Origin of the sequence: Aurantiacibacter sp. MUD11 (genome assembly GCF_026967575.1) — a bacterium.
GTDB lineage: Bacteria > Pseudomonadota > Alphaproteobacteria > Sphingomonadales > Sphingomonadaceae > Alteraurantiacibacter.
In genome coordinates, this window is the sequence record NZ_CP114054.1 from 1,497,181 (window position 1) to 1,514,147 (window position 16,967).

19 protein-coding genes are annotated in these 16,967 nt (G+C 65.3%); 8 read left to right on the top strand and 11 right to left on the bottom strand.

The genetic code is table 11. The annotated features are described in order from the left end of the window. Positions 1–8 precede the first annotated feature (8 nt). Genes dapB through nth form a run of 3 tightly spaced genes read left to right on the top strand, consistent with a single transcriptional unit; the run spans position 9 to position 2,592 of the window. Positions 9–743: a 4-hydroxy-tetrahydrodipicolinate reductase gene (gene dapB / locus OZN62_RS07455; protein ID WP_269098875.1), complete on the top strand. Its 735-nt coding sequence runs from the start codon at positions 9–11 to the stop codon at positions 741–743. Positions 744–769: 26 nt separating this feature from the next. Further along, positions 770–1,945 (top strand): M48 family metallopeptidase, encoded by a 1,176-nt coding sequence (locus OZN62_RS07460; RefSeq protein ID WP_269098876.1) that lies wholly within the window; start codon positions 770–772, stop codon positions 1,943–1,945. Further along, positions 1,942–2,592: an endonuclease III gene (gene nth / locus OZN62_RS07465; RefSeq protein WP_269098878.1), complete on the top strand. Its 651-nt coding sequence runs from the start codon at positions 1,942–1,944 to the stop codon at positions 2,590–2,592. Before OZN62_RS07460 ends, nth begins: the two co-directional genes overlap by 4 nt. 7 nt (positions 2,593–2,599) lie before the next feature. On the opposite strand, the gene OZN62_RS07470 is transcribed toward nth, so the two are convergent. From OZN62_RS07470 to dapE, 3 genes are read right to left on the bottom strand one after another with little or no spacing between them, the layout of a single operon-like run. Beyond that, positions 2,600–3,106 carry a nuclear transport factor 2 family protein gene (locus tag OZN62_RS07470; protein ID WP_269098879.1) on the bottom strand — a complete coding sequence of 169 codons (507 nt, stop codon included), beginning with the start codon at positions 3,104–3,106 and terminating at the stop codon, positions 2,600–2,602. Between the two features lie 23 nt (positions 3,107–3,129). Continuing rightward, positions 3,130–4,365 carry a dicarboxylate/amino acid:cation symporter gene (locus tag OZN62_RS07475; RefSeq protein ID WP_269098880.1) on the bottom strand — a complete coding sequence of 412 codons (1,236 nt, stop codon included), beginning with the start codon at positions 4,363–4,365 and terminating at the stop codon, positions 3,130–3,132. Between the two features lie 12 nt (positions 4,366–4,377). Then, positions 4,378–5,526: a succinyl-diaminopimelate desuccinylase gene (gene dapE, locus OZN62_RS07480; protein ID WP_269098881.1), complete on the bottom strand. Its 1,149-nt coding sequence runs from the start codon at positions 5,524–5,526 to the stop codon at positions 4,378–4,380. Between the two features lie 29 nt (positions 5,527–5,555). Here dapE and OZN62_RS07485 point away from each other — a divergent pair, with 29 nt between their 5' ends. Next, positions 5,556–6,008, top strand: a complete 453-nt coding sequence (locus OZN62_RS07485) for a cupin domain-containing protein (RefSeq protein WP_269098882.1) — start codon at positions 5,556–5,558, stop codon at positions 6,006–6,008. A 3-nt stretch (positions 6,009–6,011) separates the two neighbouring features. On the opposite strand, the gene OZN62_RS07490 is transcribed toward OZN62_RS07485, so the two are convergent. After that, positions 6,012–6,677, bottom strand: a complete 666-nt coding sequence (locus tag OZN62_RS07490; RefSeq protein ID WP_269098884.1) for a glutathione S-transferase family protein — start codon at positions 6,675–6,677, stop codon at positions 6,012–6,014. Positions 6,678–6,867: 190 nt separating this feature from the next. Between OZN62_RS07490 and OZN62_RS07495 the strand changes: the two genes are divergently transcribed. Next, the gene (locus tag OZN62_RS07495) at positions 6,868–9,186 is read left to right on the top strand and encodes an EAL domain-containing protein (RefSeq protein WP_269098887.1); all 2,319 of its coding nucleotides are present in this window, start codon (positions 6,868–6,870) and stop codon (positions 9,184–9,186) included. A 185-nt stretch (positions 9,187–9,371) separates the two neighbouring features. Here the strand turns inward: OZN62_RS07495 and yihA are convergent, their stop codons facing one another. From yihA to OZN62_RS07525, 6 genes are all read right to left on the bottom strand, one after another. Then, positions 9,372–10,013, bottom strand: a complete 642-nt coding sequence (gene yihA, locus OZN62_RS07500) for a ribosome biogenesis GTP-binding protein YihA/YsxC (protein ID WP_269098889.1) — start codon at positions 10,011–10,013, stop codon at positions 9,372–9,374. Next, positions 10,010–11,764, bottom strand: a complete 1,755-nt coding sequence (gene yidC, locus OZN62_RS07505) for a membrane protein insertase YidC (protein ID WP_269098890.1) — start codon at positions 11,762–11,764, stop codon at positions 10,010–10,012. The genes yihA and yidC overlap by 4 nt, the downstream gene beginning before the upstream one ends. Before the next feature lie 38 nt (positions 11,765–11,802). Beyond that, positions 11,803–12,012 (bottom strand): membrane protein insertion efficiency factor YidD, encoded by a 210-nt coding sequence (gene yidD, locus OZN62_RS07510; RefSeq protein ID WP_269098891.1) that lies wholly within the window; start codon positions 12,010–12,012, stop codon positions 11,803–11,805. Then, the gene (gene rnpA, locus OZN62_RS07515; RefSeq protein ID WP_269098892.1) at positions 12,009–12,389 is read right to left on the bottom strand and encodes a ribonuclease P protein component; all 381 of its coding nucleotides are present in this window, start codon (positions 12,387–12,389) and stop codon (positions 12,009–12,011) included. The genes yidD and rnpA overlap by 4 nt, the downstream gene beginning before the upstream one ends. A 270-nt stretch (positions 12,390–12,659) precedes the next feature. Further along, the gene (gene rpmH / locus OZN62_RS07520; RefSeq protein ID WP_120048289.1) at positions 12,660–12,794 is read right to left on the bottom strand and encodes a 50S ribosomal protein L34; all 135 of its coding nucleotides are present in this window, start codon (positions 12,792–12,794) and stop codon (positions 12,660–12,662) included. An 83-nt stretch (positions 12,795–12,877) separates the two neighbouring features. Next, complete coding sequence (locus tag OZN62_RS07525; RefSeq protein ID WP_269098893.1) at positions 12,878–13,609, bottom strand: alpha/beta hydrolase; 732 nt, start codon at positions 13,607–13,609, stop codon at positions 12,878–12,880. Positions 13,610–13,764: 155 nt separating this feature from the next. Here OZN62_RS07525 and OZN62_RS07530 point away from each other — a divergent pair, with 155 nt between their 5' ends. Next, on the top strand, positions 13,765–15,261 hold the full coding sequence (locus tag OZN62_RS07530) for a YifB family Mg chelatase-like AAA ATPase (RefSeq protein ID WP_269098894.1): 1,497 nt from the start codon (positions 13,765–13,767) through the stop codon (positions 15,259–15,261). Next, positions 15,254–15,922 (top strand): rhomboid family intramembrane serine protease, encoded by a 669-nt coding sequence (locus tag OZN62_RS07535; RefSeq protein ID WP_269098895.1) that lies wholly within the window; start codon positions 15,254–15,256, stop codon positions 15,920–15,922. Before OZN62_RS07530 ends, OZN62_RS07535 begins: the two co-directional genes overlap by 8 nt. 18 nt (positions 15,923–15,940) lie before the next feature. On the opposite strand, the gene OZN62_RS07540 is transcribed toward OZN62_RS07535, so the two are convergent. Further along, on the bottom strand, positions 15,941–16,438 hold the full coding sequence (locus OZN62_RS07540; RefSeq protein WP_269098896.1) for a winged helix-turn-helix transcriptional regulator: 498 nt from the start codon (positions 16,436–16,438) through the stop codon (positions 15,941–15,943). 154 nt (positions 16,439–16,592) lie between these two features. Here OZN62_RS07540 and OZN62_RS07545 point away from each other — a divergent pair, with 154 nt between their 5' ends. Continuing rightward, on the top strand, positions 16,593–16,919 hold the full coding sequence (locus tag OZN62_RS07545) for a CC_3452 family protein (RefSeq protein ID WP_269098897.1): 327 nt from the start codon (positions 16,593–16,595) through the stop codon (positions 16,917–16,919). Positions 16,920–16,967: the final 48 nt, after the last annotated feature.

Consider the following 16,967-nt stretch of genomic DNA (forward strand, 5'->3'; position numbering starts at 1 on the left):
GAGTGGCAATGGCGCGCATCGGTATCATCGGCAGCGAAGGACGCATGGGGCAGGCGATTGCACAGCTGCTCGCGGCTTCGGACGAACACGAATGCGTGGGCGGTGTCGACAAGGGCAAGAGCCCGGCCGACCTTGCCGATGCCAGCGATGCGCTGGTCGATTTCTCCGCGCCCGCCGCGCTGAAGGATAACCTCCACGCCGCGATCGGCGCGGGCATTCCGATGCTGATCGGCACAACCGGGCTGGAAGCATCGCACCAGGCCGCCATCGACAGCGCCGCTGGCGCCATCCCCGTGCTGCAGACAGGCAATACCTCGCTCGGCGTCACGCTGCTGGCAGCGCTGGTGCGGCAGGCGGCGGGCAAGCTGGGGCCGGACTGGGATATCGAGGTGCTGGAAATGCACCACCGGATGAAGGTGGACGCGCCCTCGGGCACCGCCCTGCTGCTGGGCCAGGCCGCCGCACAGGCGCGCGGCATCGACCTTGCCGCCCACAGCGAGAGTGGGCGCGACGGCCATACCGGCAAGCGCGAAGAAGGCGCCATCGGCTTTGCCGCCCTGCGCGGTGGCACGGTGGCGGGTGAGCATTCGGTGATCTTCGCCGGAGAGCAGGAGCGCATCACGCTCAGCCACTCGGCGGAAAACCGCATGATCTTTGCGCGCGGCGCTGTGAAGGGTGCGGCCTGGCTGATCGGCAAGCCTGCCGGTCGTTATACGATGGAGGACGTGCTGGGGCTCGACTGAGCGCCGGTTTGGGGAGGGGAAAGACCATGGTTGCATCACGAGTAGAGGCCGACACGCAGGCCTGGATCAACACGCTCAGTTCGGAAGAGCTGGCGCTGGCGCGCGATTACACCACCGGCAATCACTGGCTGATCCTGGTCGGGCTGCTGGTATCCGCGCTGGTCACCTGGCTGATCGTGCGCAGCGGCGTGCTCGACAAGGTCAGCGGCAAACTTGAGAAGCGCGGCTGGGCCTTGCGCACCTTCCTCATCGCGGCTGTCTTCCTGGTGGTCGATACGCTGATCACCCTGCCCTACTCGATTTACACCGGCTGGTGGCGCGAGAGCCAGTATGGCCGGACCAGCCAGCCGCTGGGCGACTTCCTTTCGCAAGGCGCGATCTCACTGGTGCTGTCGGCCCTGCTGGGCGGGCTGTTCCTGCTCGGCGTCTACTGGCTGATCCGCAAGACCGGGCGCTGGTGGTGGGCCTGGAGCGGCGCGCTGGTGGCTGGCGCGGTGGCCTTCCTGCTGCTGCTCAGCCCGGTGCTGATCGAACCGCTGTTCAACCAGTACGAGCCGATCCCCGAGGGCGAAGTGCGCGAAGCCGTGCTGACGCTGGCGGCCGAAGCGGGCGTGCCCGAAGACCGCGTCTTCATGTACGACGGCTCCCGCCAGTCGAACAATTTCACCGCCAATGTCTCGGGCGTGGGCGGCAATGCCCGCATCGCCATTTCCGACGTCGCCATGGACGAGGCCTCGCTGGACGAGGTGATCGCGGTGACAGGGCACGAGATCGGCCACTACGTACTGGGCCACGTGTGGCGCAGCGTGACGGTGATCAGCCTGCTGGCAGTGGTCGTCTTCTGGCTGACCGCGCGACTCTACCCGTGGTTTGCGAAGCGGTTCGGCACCGATGCCGAGCTGGCCGACCCGCGCGGCCTGCCCGTGCTGGTCTTCGTCATCAGCCTGCTGTTCACCTTCGCCCAGCCGATTACCAACACCATGACCCGCGTGGGCGAGCGCGAGGCGGATGCCTATTCGCTGGAGCACGCCAACCTGCCCGATGCGCTGTCCGGCGCGCTGATCAAGACGGCGGAATATCGCTATCCGTTGGCCGGCCCGCTGGAAGAGGCGATCTTCTACACGCACCCCACGGTCGAGAACCGCGTGCGCGCGGCGATGGAGTGGAAGTGGCGCAACGGGGGCGCTAACGCCGCCGAATGACCAAGGACCAGATTTTCGAGTTTTTCCGCCGCCTGGCGGAGGACAATCCCGAGCCCGAGACCGAGCTGGAATATGGCAACGCCTACCAGCTGGTCGTGGCCGTGGCGCTATCGGCGCAGGCGACCGACGTCGGCGTGAACAAGGCCACGCGCGCGCTGTTCGCCAAGGTGAAGACGCCGGAGCAGATGCTCGAACTGGGCGAGGAAGGCCTGATCGAGCACATCAAGACCATCGGCCTGTTCAATTCCAAGGCGAAGAACGTCATCGCGCTCTCGCAATTGCTGGTCGACGAATATGGCAGCGAGGTGCCGGACACGCGCGAAGACCTCGTCCGCCTGCCGGGCGTGGGCCGCAAGACCGCCAACGTGGTGCTCAACTGCTGGTTCAAACAAGAGACCTTCGCGGTCGACACCCACATCCTGCGCGTCGGCAACCGCACCGGGCTGGCCAAGGGCAAGACGCCCGAACAGGTCGAGGCCAAGCTGGAAAAGCGCGTGCCTCAGCCCTTCCGCCTCCACGCCCATCACTGGCTCATCCTGCACGGCCGCTATACCTGCAAGGCGCGCACGCCCGAGTGCTGGCGCTGCTCGGTGGTGGACCTGTGCAGCTACCGCAAGAAGGTGCTGGAAAAGCCGAAAGGCCGCTAGGCCAGCGCTAGTCTTCCAGCGTGCCGGTCAGCTGCCGCCACTGCCACGTGTCGGTATATTGCTGGAAGGTCGCGATCTGCCCGTCCGCGACGGTGAAGACGTGGACGAAGGGCGCATCCAGCGCCTCGCCCGTCTCGCGATTGGTGCCGGTGTAGCGGCCTTCGACAACCACGCGGTCGCCTTCGGTGGTGAAGGTTTCGGGAATGCCGGCGAAATCGGCAAAGGCCTCGTTGATCGGACCGAACACGCCCGCGCCCATGGCTTCAAAGCCGACATAGGGATTGCCCGCGGCATAGGGACTGCCCTCGGCTTCCGACCAGGCGACATCCTCGGCCAGCAGGCCGGCCACGGTATCCATGTCGCCGGTGCCGATGGCCTCGTAGAAGCCCTGCACCACGGCCAGCGCGCCGCTGTCCTGCGCTTCCTCGACCGCCGTATTGGTCTCTGCCGGTGCGCAGGCCGCAAGGCCGATGGAGCCTGCCAGGGCCGTCGCCAGGATAATGGCCTTCTGCATGTCTTCCCTCTCCCCAATCCGTATCAGACGTCGTCCGCGCTGATCATTTCCGCGCGGTCGATTTCGTTGGTCAGGCTGGCCACGGTGGTCGCCACGGCGGCATCGCCCGAAACATTGGTGGTCGTGCGCATCATGTCCATGATCCGGTCCACGCCAGCGACGAAGGCGATGGTTTCCAGCGGCACGCCGACCGCGCCGAACACCAGCGCCATCATGATCAGGCCCGCGCCCGGGATGCCCGCCGCACCAACGGCGCCCAGCGTGCCGAGGATCGAGATCAGGAAGTAGTCACCCCACGACAGGTCCACCCCGAAGATCTGCGCGCCGAACAGCGTGGCCAGGCCAAGGTACATGGCCGTGCCGTTCATGTTGATCGTCGCGCCGAGCGAGATGACGAAGCTCGCCACCGAATTGCTGATGCCGAGGTTCCGCTCGGCGCAACGCAAGGTGACGGGCAGCGTCGCGTTGGAGCTGGCGGTGGAATAGGAAACCGCGATGGCGTCCACGATGCCGCGGAAGAAGTCGATCACCGGCAGCTTGGCGATGAACTTGATCATGCCAGCATAGATCACGCCGATGATCAGCAGGCAGCCGAGGTAGTTGAGGAACACCAGCTTGCCGAGCGCGGTCAGCGCCTCGAATCCCAGGGTGCCGGCCACCCAGGCCATCAGCGCGAAGACGCCGAAGGGGGTGAGTTCCATCACCACCATGGTCACCTTCTGCATCACCACGCTGCCGCTTTCGAAGATCTTCAGCGCGGGCGCGCCTTCTTCCTTGGCCATCAGGATGCCGACGCCGATCAGCACGGAGAAGATGATCAGCGGCAGCACGTTGACGTCCGCCATCACCTGCACCGGGCTTTGCGGCACCATGCCCAGCAGCATGTCGCGCCAGGTCGTTTCGTTGGGTTCGGGCACCGCGCCCATCTCGATGGCGGAGGTGTCGACCCCCGCCCCCGGTGCTACGACCGTGCCGAGGTACAGGCCGAGCCACACCGCGATCTGCCCGGTCACGATGAACAGCAGCAGCGCGCGCCAGCCCACCTGGCCCAGCTTGCGCAGGTCGCCGATACTGGCGACGCCTGCCACCAGGCTGAAGAAGATCAGCGGCACCACCAGCATCTTGATGAAGGCGACGAAGACGTCGCCGATAATCTTGATGCTCTCCGCCTCGGGGCCCCACAGGCGGCCGACGATGATGCCCAGCACCAGCGCGCCGATAACACGTTGCCACAGCGGAATGGCGAACCAGCGTTTCATGGAAATCCCCTTTTATGTAGCGAGCGCCGCTACTGCGATTTTTCGGTAGATTGACGTCAGCGTGGCGAGATCGTCAAGCGCCACGGCCTCGTCGGTCTTGTGCATGGTGGCGTTGACCAGCCCGAATTCGATCACCGGGCACAGGTCCTTCAGGAAGCGCGCGTCCGAGGTGCCGCCGGTGGTGGAGCGTTCCGGGTCCACGCCCGTTTCCGCCTGCACCGCATCGGCAATGACCTGGGTGAACTCTCCCGGCGGTGTCAGGAACGGTTCGCCGCTGATGATCGGCAGCGCCGTACCGCCGTGCTTCTCGGCTATCGCGGCCACCTTCTCGGATAGCGAAGCGCCCGAGTGCTGGTCGTTGAAGCGGATCGATATGCGCGCCTTGGCCTTGCCCGGAATGACATTGTGCGCGCGGTTGGGCACGTCGATCTCGGTAATCTCCAGGTTGGAGGGCTGGAACCACTCGGTCCCCTCGTCCAGCACCAGCGCATCCAGCTCCGCGAGGATGGCGACCAGCTTGGGCAGCGGATTGTCGGCTAGGTGCGGATAGGCGACGTGGCCCTGCGTGCCCTGCACCTCCAGCCAGATGTTGACCGAGCCGCGCCGGCCGATCTTCATCATGTCGCCCAGCCGGTTGACGCTGGTGGGTTCGCCGACGAGGCACAGGTCCGGGCAGATGCCCTCGGCGCGCATGTAGTCGATCAGCGCCCGCGTTCCGTGCAGCGCAGGGCCTTCCTCGTCGCCGGTGATGATGAAGCTGATCGTGCCGGCTTCGGCCGGTACATCGGCCACGGCGGCCACCATGCAGGCGATTGAACCCTTCATGTCCACCGCACCGCGACCGTAGAGCAGTTCGCCGCCCGGCACCTGCCGCACTTCGGGCGCGAAGGCGTCGCTCGTCCAGCCATCGCCCGGCGGCACGACGTCGACGTGCCCGGCAAAGGCGAAGTGCTTGCTGCCTTCCGGTCCGCGGCGGATGGCGAAGAGGTTCTCGACCGCTTCCTCGTCGCTGCCTTCCGGCCCGTCGCCACGGGTGAAGCGGTGGACGGCAAAGCCCAGCGGAGCGAGCATGTCCTCCAGCGCATCGAACACTGCGCCGCGCGCCGGAGTCACGCTCTCGCAGGCAATCAGTCGCTTGGCATGTGCTATGGCGTCAGTCATTCCCCGCCAGCTAGCAGGAGTGCCGCGCGATGCCCAAGCTCGATCTTGATTCCATCCCCCAAAGCAATGCCACCGGCTATCCGCCGCCGCATGACGAGGCGGTGCAGGAACGCTGGGTCCGGCGGCTCAGCCAAGCTGGCGGCCTGACCGAACTGGGCGCGGCGCACGTGGTGCTGAAGCCGGGGGCATGGTCGTCACAGCGACACTGGCATGCGGAGGAGGACGAGCTGGTGGTCATCCTGTCGGGTGAAGCAGTACTGGTGGAGGACGACGGCGAGACGCTGCTGCAAGCGGGCGACATTGCCGCCTGGCCCAAGGGCGTGCGCAACGGCCACGTGCTGCAAAACCGAACGGATCAGGACTGCGTGCTGCTGGGCGTGAGTGCGGGCGACACGGCGAAGGACTGGGGCGAATATTCCGATATCGACATGAAGTTCGTCCGCGCCACCGGCTTCACGCGCAAGGACGGCACGCCGATCTAGGCGTCAGGCGTTCTCGCCGATCTCGAATTGCGAGATGCGCCATTCCTCGGCCAGTGCCGCGTCGATCCACTGCTGCATCCAGTCGTGCTCCCACAGGGCCTGCATGTAGGCCTCGGCAAAGCCCGGCACGCCGATGCCATAGGTCAGGAAGCGGCTGACGACCGGGGCGTAAAAGATGTCCGCCGCGCTGAAGGTGCCGAACAGGAAGGGGCCGCCCTTGCCGAAGCGCGCGCGCGCCTCTGCCCACAGGCCTAGGATACGCACGATGTCGGCCTTGGTCTGGTCTTCCAGCTCCACCGCCACGCGGGCGCGGATGTTCATCGGGCAATTGCGCCGCAGCGCCAGGTAGGACGAATGCATTTCCGCCACCATCGCGCGGGCCATGCCGCGGGCGTCATCGGCCTTGGGCCAGAACCGGTCACGGCCGACCTTGTCGGCCAGGTATTCGAGGATGGCGAGGCTGTCCCATACCACCACGTCACCGTCCCACAGCACCGGCACCTTGCCTGCGGAGGGCTGGAATTCCCCGTTTTCGGACTTGGTCGCCTGCCAGTCGTCACCGTCGATATGGACGGTCAGCTCCTCGAAACTTAGGCCGCTCTGCTTCATCGCCAGCCAGCCGCGCAGCGACCAGCTGGAGTAGTTCTTGTTGCCGATTATCAGCTTCATGCGTGTGGCTTCCGTCCCTGTTTGCCCGGGGGTTAGCCGTTAAGCCAAAAACTGTCGAGCATGAACAAAGCACTATGGCGCGCGCAGCATGTCCCCTGCGCTTGCCCGTCGCCATTGCCCGTTTGTTAACCATCGTGTGGCAAAGAGTTTTGCCGAACAACCAAGTCTCGGGCGCGACGAAAGGTGAGAAGTGGTCGAACAGACCTCTACAAATCGACACCGGGCCAAGTGGCTCGAGCGCGTGCGCCATGTCGCATGGGCCGGCCTGATCGCCCTTGCTTTGCATATCGTCACGATCTTTCAGCCGGTCGACCAGTTCGGCTGGCTGGTGCAGTCGCGGGTGACCTCGGAGCAGGCATCGGGCGACATCGTCTACATCGGTTCGGATGCCGACCTCACCGACCCTGCCTATCCCCAGCGCCGCCGACAGCTCGCCGAGATTGTCGACCGCCTCGACGAGGCAGGAGTGGATCGGGTGTTCGTCGACCTGCAGTTCGATCGTGCGGCGAACGCGTCGAGCGACAGGCAGCTGAACAGCAGCCTGCGGGACTTTTCCGGCGAGGCCTATCTTGTCCGCCCACTGGTGACCGGTCTCGACGGCGAACGTAACCTGTCAAATTCGACCGCCAGCGTGTCGGAAGGCGTCAGCGCGGTTGCCAGCGACACCTGGATGAACTTCCTCGGCTACACTTGGGAACTTTCTTACGAGGTATCCTACGCCGGCCAGAACTATCGCAATTTCGCTTCGGTGCTTGCGGGCGGCGTGGAAGCAGAGAGCGACAAGTTCCCCGTACACTATGGCTTCTCGCGCTCGTCAATTCCCACCTACCGCTTTCTCGACTTGCAGCGCCGTGACATCGATCTGCGCGTGCTGGCCGGCAAGACCGTGGTTATCGGCGATGCGGCGAAGGACGGCATCGGCGGCCGCAACATTCCCGGACACATCGGCGTCCCGCCATCGCTGATTTCGATCTATGGCGCCGAAACGCTCAAGGCCGGGCACACCCAGTATCTCAGTGGCCTGCTGGTCCTGATCGCAACCTTTGCCGCCCTGCTGCTGGCGGCGACGGTGACCCGGAAGAGCTTGCGCTACGGCCTGTACATGGTCGTCACCTTCGGCATCCCGGTCGGCCTGCTGGTATCCGCGAACCTCTCAGTGCGGATGAGCATCGCCGATGCCCTGGTGCTGTTGCTAGTCTACTCGCTCTATCGCGCGCGCGCTTCGATGAAGAGCAAGCTGCGGATGGTCGATCCCGACACCAACCTGCCGACTTTCGCCGCGCTGGAGGCCGACCAGGACATCGCCGAAAACGTTCCGGCAATCATCGTCGCCAAGATCCACCGCTTCGAAGAGGTGCGGCGTACGCTTCCGGCGGACCTGCACGCTGACTACGTGCTGGCCATCGCCGGCCGCCTGAAGGCCGCTACGCAGGATGCGACGATCTATCTCGGCCAGGGCCACCTGATCGCCTGGACCACGCCGGAAAAGAACCCGGCCCTGCTGCGCGACCACCTGGAAGGCCTGCGCGCGCTGTTCTCTTCCCCGCTGACGGTGGGCAACGAGCAGGTCGACGTCGGTATCACCTTCGGGATCGACATCAGCGCCAGCCCCAACGTCGTGCGTCGCCTCGCCTCGGCGGTGGCCGTGGCGGAAAAGACCACCGAGACTTTCGAACCGATCTCGATCGCCGACACCGCTTCGGAAGAAGACCTGATCTGGAACATCTCGCTGCAGGCCCGCATCGACGCCGCGCTGGCCAACGGCGAGATCTACCTCGCCTACCAGCCCAAGATCATGGTGCAGACCGGCGAAATCATCGGGGCCGAGGCGCTGGTGCGCTGGAACGACCCGGTAAAGGGCCAGATCCCGCCGGACTATTTCATCCGCCAGTGCGAGACGGCCGGGCGCATGAGCCAGCTGACCCGTTTCGTGCTGGAAGAGGCCTGCAAGGCCGGCAACGCCTTTGCCGATGCCGGGTTGACCCTGCCCATTGCCGTCAACATCTCGGCCACGCTCCTGCACGAGCGCAATATCGTGCAGATGGTCTCCGAGGTGCTGGAGGAAACCGGCTTCGAACCGCGCCGCCTGACGCTGGAGATTACCGAGACCTATCGCATCTCCAACCTCGACCTGGCGGCCGAGATCCTCTGCGAGCTGCGCGAGCTTGGTCCGAAGATCTCGATGGACGATTTCGGGGTCGGCGCGGCCAGCCTCGAGGCGCTGCTGCGACTGCCCTTCTCCGAACTGAAGATCGACCGGATGTTCATTGCCCCGATGACCAAGGACCCCAAGGCACTGGGCATCGTCAAGAGCGTGCTCAAACTGGGCAAGGACCTGCGAATCATCGTTGTTGCAGAAGGGGTTGAGGATGCCGGAACGTTAACCCTTTTGCGTGAATCCGGGTGCCTCGTGGCCCAGGGATTCGCCATTTCTCGACCGGTCAAATTCGATAAAATCATTGAATTTCATAGGTCTAGCAAATCAGAGGCGTTAAAAAACATAGTTTAAGCTTTACAAACAAACTTGGTTAATCCAGAAATCTCCTGAGCAGACAGGAGATTTGTCATGGGCCGTAGCATTTGGGATTGGCTTCTCGGCGGACGCTAAGCGCCGGAAGTCTGAAAAAAACGAATTCGGAAAAGGCGCCTTCAGGCGCCTTTTTTGTTGCCTGCAGCAGGTCTGCCGAGGGAGCGTCAGCTCCGCACGTCGGCCAGGATGGCGGCGCGCAATTCGGCGATGCCCATGCCCTTTTCCGAACTGGTCTTGTGCACCACCGGATAGGCCGCCGGGTGCTTGCGTGCTTCGGCGACAACCTTCTCGTGCACGGCGTCGAGCGCGCTGGCCTTGATCTTGTCGGTCTTCGTCAGCACCAGCCGGTATCCGACGGCGGCCTCGTCCAGCATCTTCATCATCTCGCGGTCGCTGTCCTTCAGCCCGTGGCGGCTGTCGACCAGCACCAGGGTGCGCTTCAGCGGCACCCGCCCGCGCAGGTAGGTGCGCACCAGGTTGCGCCACTTCTCGACGACCTTCACCGGGGCCTTGGCAAAGCCGTAGCCGGGCATGTCGACCAGCCGGAACTGCGTCGGATCACCCACCTCGAAGAAGTTCAGCTCCTGCGTGCGTCCCGGTGTCACCGAAGTACGGGCAATCGCCTTGCGCTGCACCAGCGCATTGATCAGCGAACTCTTGCCGACGTTCGAGCGTCCGCAAAAGGCGATTTCCGGATAGTCCGGGTCAGGCAGGAACTTCAGCTGCGGTGCGGAGAGCAGGAACTCCACGCGGCCGGAGAACAGCTTGCTCGCCTCCTCCGCCAGCTGTTCTTCTTCGGGCGTCACTCGGCTGCCTTCTCACGCTCTGCCGCGCGCGCCTTTTCCTCTTTCTCCTTCAGCATCTGCTCGCGCAGCTGCGGATTGCGGGAATAGAGGTACTTCTGCTGCGCCAGCGTCAGCACGTTGTTGCTGATCCAGTACAGCAGCAGGCCGGCCGCGAACGGCGCCATGACGAACATCAGCACCCACGGCATGATCATGAAGATCTGCTGCTGCATCGGGTCCATCGCCGCCGGGTTCAGCTTGAACTGCAGCCACATGGTGAAGCCCAGCAGCACCGCCAGCACGCCGATGGCCAGGAAGCCCGGCGGATCGAACGGCAGCAGGCCGAACAGGTTGAGGATGGTCGCCGGATCGGGCGCGGAAAGGTCGCGGATCCAGCCGTAGAACGGCTCGTGCCGCATCTCGATCGCCAGGCGCAGCACCTTGTACAGCGCGAAGAAGATCGGGATCTGGATGAAGATCGGCAGGCAGCCCGCCAGCGGATTGACCTTCTCTTCCTTGTAGAGCTTGGCCATTTCCTGCTGCAGCTTGGGCTTGTCGTCCTTGTAGCGTTCCTGCAGCGCCTTCATCTTCGGCTGCACCGCGCGCATCTGCGCCATCGAGTGGAACTGCTTCTGCGCCACCGGGAACAGCACCAGGCGGATGATCAGCGTCAGGCCGATGATGGCGAGGCCGAAGTTGCCGACCAGGCCGAACAGCCAGATCAGCACCTGCCACATCGGCCAGGCGATCCAGCGGAACCAGCCCCAGTCGATAGCGAGGCCGAAGCGCTCGACGCCCTGCGCCTCGTACTCGTCCAGCACGGCGCTTTCCTTGGCGCCGGCGAACAGCCGCGTGGTGCGCGTCACCGTCTCGCCCGAGGGCACGTTGACGGCATTGTAGAGCACGACCGCGGCATAGGTCTGCGGACCGACACTGGTGAACAGTGCCCGCGTATCGTCGGTCTCCGGGATCAGGGCGGACATCCAGTAGATGTCGGTGAAGCCGATCCAGCCGACCTGGCCGGCCATGTCCACCCGGCCGCCTTCCTCGTCGATCTCGTCATAGTCCCAGCTGAAATCGACCGTGCCGTCGGAAACGGCGATCGGGCCGGAGTGGACGTTGAAATTGCTCTGGTCGGCATTGCGGCTGTCGCGATTGATCAGGCCGCGCGGGGTCAGGGCGATGGTGCCCTCGGCATTGTTGGTCACACCCTGCTCGACGGTCAGCATGTAGGCATCGTCGATCGAGATGGTCTGGGTGAAGACCTGGCCTTCGCCGTTGTCCCAGCTGAGGCGTACCGGCGAATCCTGCGTCAGCTCGCCGCCCTCGGCGGTCCACACGGTCTGCGCGTCGGGAACGGTCACGCCCTCGCCCACCCAGTCGAAGCGGGCGAAGTGCTGGTCCGCCGTGCCGCGCGGGGCCATCAGCTGCACGGGGCCGCTGTCCTCTTCCACCGTCTTGCGGTGCGACTTCAGTTCGATGTCGTCGATGCGCGCGCCGGCAAGGTTGATCGAGCCGATGATTTCCGGCGCGTCGATTTCCACGCGTTCCGTCGTCGCCAGCGCGGTTTCGACATCGACCAGCTGCGCGCCGGCCACGGCATCGCCGCCGACGTTGACCCCGTCGCCAACGGCGCCGGGCACGCCCTCGCTGGCAGCCACGGTCGGATCGACCTCCGGCTCGGGGAAATAGCTGCGCATCACGAAGTCCCAGCCGAACAGCAGGATCGCGCTCAGCACGACGGCGAGAATGAGGTTACGCTGGTTGTCCAAGATGAAAATCCGTCGCGAAAAGTCTTATCGGTGTGGTGTCAGGGAACCGGATCATGGCCATGTCCCCCCCAGGGATGGCAGCGCAATATACGCTTGAGCGCCAGCCATCCACCCCTGATTGCGCCATGTTTCTCCAGCGCCTCGATGGCATAGGCGCTGCAGGAGGGCTGGAACCGGCAGGTCGGCGGCAGAATCCGGCTCGGGCCAAGCTGCCAGCCACGGGCGATCAGGACGAGCGCGCGCCTCATTTCCCGCCCCGGCGGTTGCCGCGGCGCGGACGGCGGGCCGGATCGCCCTTCCCCTTTGCCGCTTGCTTGAGGACGATCTCCAGTTCCTTGGCCATCTGCGCGAAATCGCGCGTCACGCCGCCCTCGCGACCGATCAGCACGTGGTCATGATCGGGCAGGCCGTATTCGGGCAGCGCGGCGCGCAGCAGCTCGCGGAAACGGCGCTTCATACGATTGCGCACCACCGCGTTGCCGATCTTCTTGGTCACGGTGACGCCATAACGGATGCCCTGCCCGTCGTTCGGCCGCGTCAGCAGCACGAAGCCGGGACGCGCATTGCGCAACCCCCGATTCGCCGCGAGGAAATCCGCGCGCTTGGTGAGGACGGAAATGGACATGGGGGACTAGATAGGAACGGAAAGGCGCCAGACCGAATCTTTTGTTTTGCGAAGCCGCATCCGCGGCTTCGTCCGCGCTAGATGCGCAGCACAGCTGCGCCCGCTGCGGGGCGGCCGCGTGGCCTTGCGGTTCACTGGGCGCGAACCGATTCGATATTTGGAAGGCAGGCACGAAAACGGGCTCCGCAAGGAGCCCGCAAGCGCGAATGCGCGTCGGCCGGTCAGGCCGGAAGCCTAAGGACGCTCACGCGGATGCGTGAGCGCTCAGAATCAGGCGCAGAGGTTCTTGCGACCGCGACGACGGCGGTTGCGCAGCACCTTGCGACCACCCGGGGTGGCCTTGCGGGCGAAGAAGCCGTGGCGACGAGCGCGCACGAGATTGCTCGGCTGGAAAGTGCGCTTCATGGTTCAAACCTTACCTTAAACGAATAAAAACGGCCGCCATGCCCTGACGGAAATCGGGGGGCGGCCTCACAACGATGGCGCGCTTACTGAAGCACCGGGGCGAAGTCAAGATAGGCGAAGCCGGGAAGCTCCTCCGCCTCGGTTGCGACCGCGGGCGTCTGCGACGCGCCTTCCACCCAGCCACGCATCTCGTCGCCGGTCAACCACATGGCGTCTTCGAAGGGCACCGCATTGGTCATGGCATAGAAGGCCCGGGCCTCGGCCTCGTCCATGCCCATTTCGACGTAATAGTCGAGGTAGCGGCGGTGTTCCGGGGCATTGGCCGGATAATCCTCCGCGCCGCGCCCCCAGTCGTCCAGCCAGCCATGCACGGCGAACTGGCTGCGCGAATCGATCTGCCGCGTGGCGCCGGCAAGGAACAGCTCCACCGCGCCCGAGCGCACCGAACCGCCATCCTCCACTCGCGTGGCGATGCCGCGTTCGCGAATCATCCGGCCCAGGCGCAGGTTCGCGCGGTCGTCATGCGTGCCGGGGGCCTCGACGAATTCCAGCGTGGCGATGGCCGGGTAAGCGTCCAGCAGCGCGGCGAACTGCGCGGGCGACGCGCCGTCGGTGATACCGACCAGCGCGACCGTGGTGGCATCGATCACGCGGAACGGGCCGTAGGCGGCGATGGCGACCTGCTCGGTCCGGGCAAGCAGCGGGGAGACGTAGCGCGAGGCGGTGGTCTCTTCGATCACCCATTCCTCGACCACCCACTCTTCGGTCACGACATAGCTCTGCGCGGCGGCAGGGGCCGCCAGCAGGGCAAGCATGCTTCCGACAAGTGTTAAGAGGCCACGCATGCGCGATTAAGTGGCCGCCGGAAGCTGCGCAAAGCTGAAGATTCGCGGTTGTCCGGGGTTTAACCATGATTGCCCTCGACAGCGTCCGCAGGCGCGCTATGACCTTGTGAAGAAGGGTTTTTCACTTGGTCGCACTCGTACAAACCGTTGCCTACCTCGGGCTGGAAGCACGCTCGGTAGAGGTGCAGTGCCAGCTGGCTGCGGGGATGCCGCGGTTTTCCATCGTCGGCCTGCCCGACAAGGCGGTGGGGGAGAGCCGGGAGCGGGTGCAGTCGGCGCTCGCGGCCATGGGCCTGTCGCTGCCGCCCAAGCGCATTACCATCAACCTGTCGCCGGCGGACCTGCCCAAGGAAGGCAGCCATTACGACCTGCCGATCGCGCTGGCGCTGCTGGGCGCGATGGGCGTGGTCGATGCCGAGGAACTGAGCGAGTGGCTGGCGGTGGGGGAGCTGGCGCTCGATGGCCGCATCGTCGCTTCGCCCGGCGTCCTGCTGGCCGCGCTGCATGCCAGTGAGAGCGAGCTGGGGCTGATCTGTCCCGCCTCGCAAGGCCCCGAAGCGCGCTGGGCCAGCGGCGTGCGTGTCTGCGCGGCGCCGAACCTCGTCGAATTGCTGGCGCACTTGGGTGGAAAGCAGGAACTGCCCGAACCCGAACCCGGCGAGGTCGACGATGCGCACCACGGGCCGGACCTGAAACAGGTAAAGGGTCAGGAGACCGCCAAGCGCGCGCTGGAGATCGCCGCGGCCGGCGGTCACAACCTGCTGATGAACGGCCCGCCGGGAGCGGGCAAGAGCCTGCTGGCGAGCTGCCTGCCTGGCATCCTGCCGCCGCTCACCCCGGCGGAGGCACTGGAAGTGAGCATGGTCGCCAGCGTCGCGGGCACGCTGGAGGGCGGCAAGATCAGCCGCACCCGGCCGTTCCGCGCGCCGCACCATTCGGCCAGCATGGCGGCGCTGACGGGCGGTGGCCTGCGCGTGCGTCCGGGCGAGGTCAGCCTGGCGCACCTTGGCGTGCTGTTCCTCGACGAATTGCCCGAATTCCAGCGCGCCGTGCTCGATTCGCTGCGGCAACCACTGGAGACTGGGAAGGTCGATGTCGCGCGCGCCAATGCCCACGTCGCCTATCCTGCCCGCGTGCAGCTGGTCGCCGCCATGAACCCCTGCCGCTGCGGGCACCTGGGCGATCCGGCCCTGGCCTGCTCACGGGCACCCAAGTGCGCCATAGACTACCAGAGCAAGGTCAGCGGCCCGATGCTCGACCGCATCGACCTGCACGTGGAAGTCGATCCGGTCAGCGCCGCCGATCTCGCCTTGCCCCCGCCCAGCGAAGGCAGCGCCGAAGTCGCCGCCCGCGTCGCTGCGGCGCGTGAGCGGCAGACCATGCGCGGCGTGCGCTCCAACGCGGAACTGGATGGCGAGGCACTGGAGGAATTCGCCACGCCAGACGAGGCGGGACGCAAGCTGCTGATGCAGGCGGCGGAGGCGATGCGCCTGTCCGCGCGCGGCTATACCCGCATCCTGCGCGTAGCGCGGACGATTGCGGATCTGGCCGGCGCTGCCCATGTAGGCCGCATCCATGTAGCCGAAGCGCTCAGCTATCGCAGGCAGGCACCACGTGCATGACGACCGCAAAGACGAACTGACGCAGCCTCCGCCCGAGGAGACTGTCGAGCGGGGCATCCCCAAGCGTTTCCACTTGCCCGGCGTCATCCTGCTGGCGCTGATCTGGGCGGCCTATCTCTGGCATTTCAATACCGGCATGCTCGGCTGGGGCCTTTCGGCAGAGGCGCTGGCGCAGGGCCGGTACGAGAATATCGTGCTGCACATGTTCGCCCATGGCGGGCTGCTGCACATCGTCTTCAACAGCCTGGTGCTGTTCAGCCTCGCCGCGCCGGTGATGACCTACATGGGACCGACACCGGGCAGCTACGTGCGGTTCTTCGTGTTCTATTTCCTCTCCGGCCTGGCCGGGGCGGCGATGTTCCTCGCCTTCAACCCGCAGGGGTTCATTCCCATGGTCGGCGCCTCGGGGGCGATTTCGGGACTGATCGGGCTGGCCGCACGGCTGCACAGCAGCGGGGCGGGCCTGATCCCGATGAGCTCGAGACAACTATGGCTGCGCATCTGGGATTTCGTAAAGGCGAACCTGCTGCTGATCGCGCTGATTACCGTGCCGATCCTGCTGACCGGAGGCCAGGGCGGCATTGCCTGGGAAGCGCACCTGGGCGGTTTCCTGGTCGGGATGCTGGGTGCGCGGTGGTTCGTCGACCCCGTCTATCGCTGAGCCGCTCGCGGCCGGACGTCAGGCGTCTTCGGACGTCCGGTGCATGTCCTCGCGCTTAACCGGCTGGCCGATCTTGTCCGGGGTCTGCCAGGCCAGTTCGTGCCAGCTCAACTCGCGCCCGTCATGCGCGCGAATACCGATCGGGGCGACCGGCTGGCCATCGCGGCAATCGACCAGCACCAGCCCGGGATCGAAGTTCTCGGCATAACGCTCGCCCCACTGCCGCAGCGCCAGCATGGCGGGCAGCAGGTCGAGCCCCTTTTCGGTGAGGCGATATTCCACCTTGCGGCGATCGGCTTCGCACGGGGTGCGCGCCAGCACGCCGTGCTCCACCAGCTTGGCCAGACGATTGGAGAGGATATTGCGGGCGATGCCCAGCTCGCTGGAAAATTCTTCGAAATGGACGAGGCCGTTATAGGCGGCGCGCAGGATCAGGAACGACCAGCGCTCCCCCATCACTTCAAGGGCATGTGGCAGGCCACAGCCGAGTTCGCGCAGCGGTTCTCTAATACCCATTCAAACATCCATGTCCCGCGCCTCTCCTACAGGCAAACACGGGAAAGCCAAAAAAATTCGCAAATACGGGTTGCGAATCGCAACTTAAGTGGATAGGTCGCGATTCGCAACTGGTTGTCGGTTGCAACTTAAATTTTGTTCAGAGGAGCCCCCCATGTTCGCCCGCGCCACAACCCGCATCGCCACGTCCGCCCTCGCCGCTTCCATCGCGCTTGCCGGCGCGCTGGCTCCCGCCGCCCTCCAGGCTCGCAGCAATCCCGTGTATTTCACTGCCGAACTGGCCGCTCCCGCCAGCGAGGAACGCGTGATTGCGGGCGGCGTCGTGTTCCGCTGCGAAGGCACCACCTGCACTGCCCCGCGCGGCAGCGAGCGCCCCTTGCGCGTGTGCTCCGAACTGCGCCGCGAAGTCGGTGCCATCACCAGCTTCGCCGCCGGCCGAGAGGACCTTTCGGCCTCGCGCCTGGGCCGCTGCAACGGCTGATCTTTGCAATATCCCCCCGCCCCCTCTCCATCCCGGGCGGGCACCTAG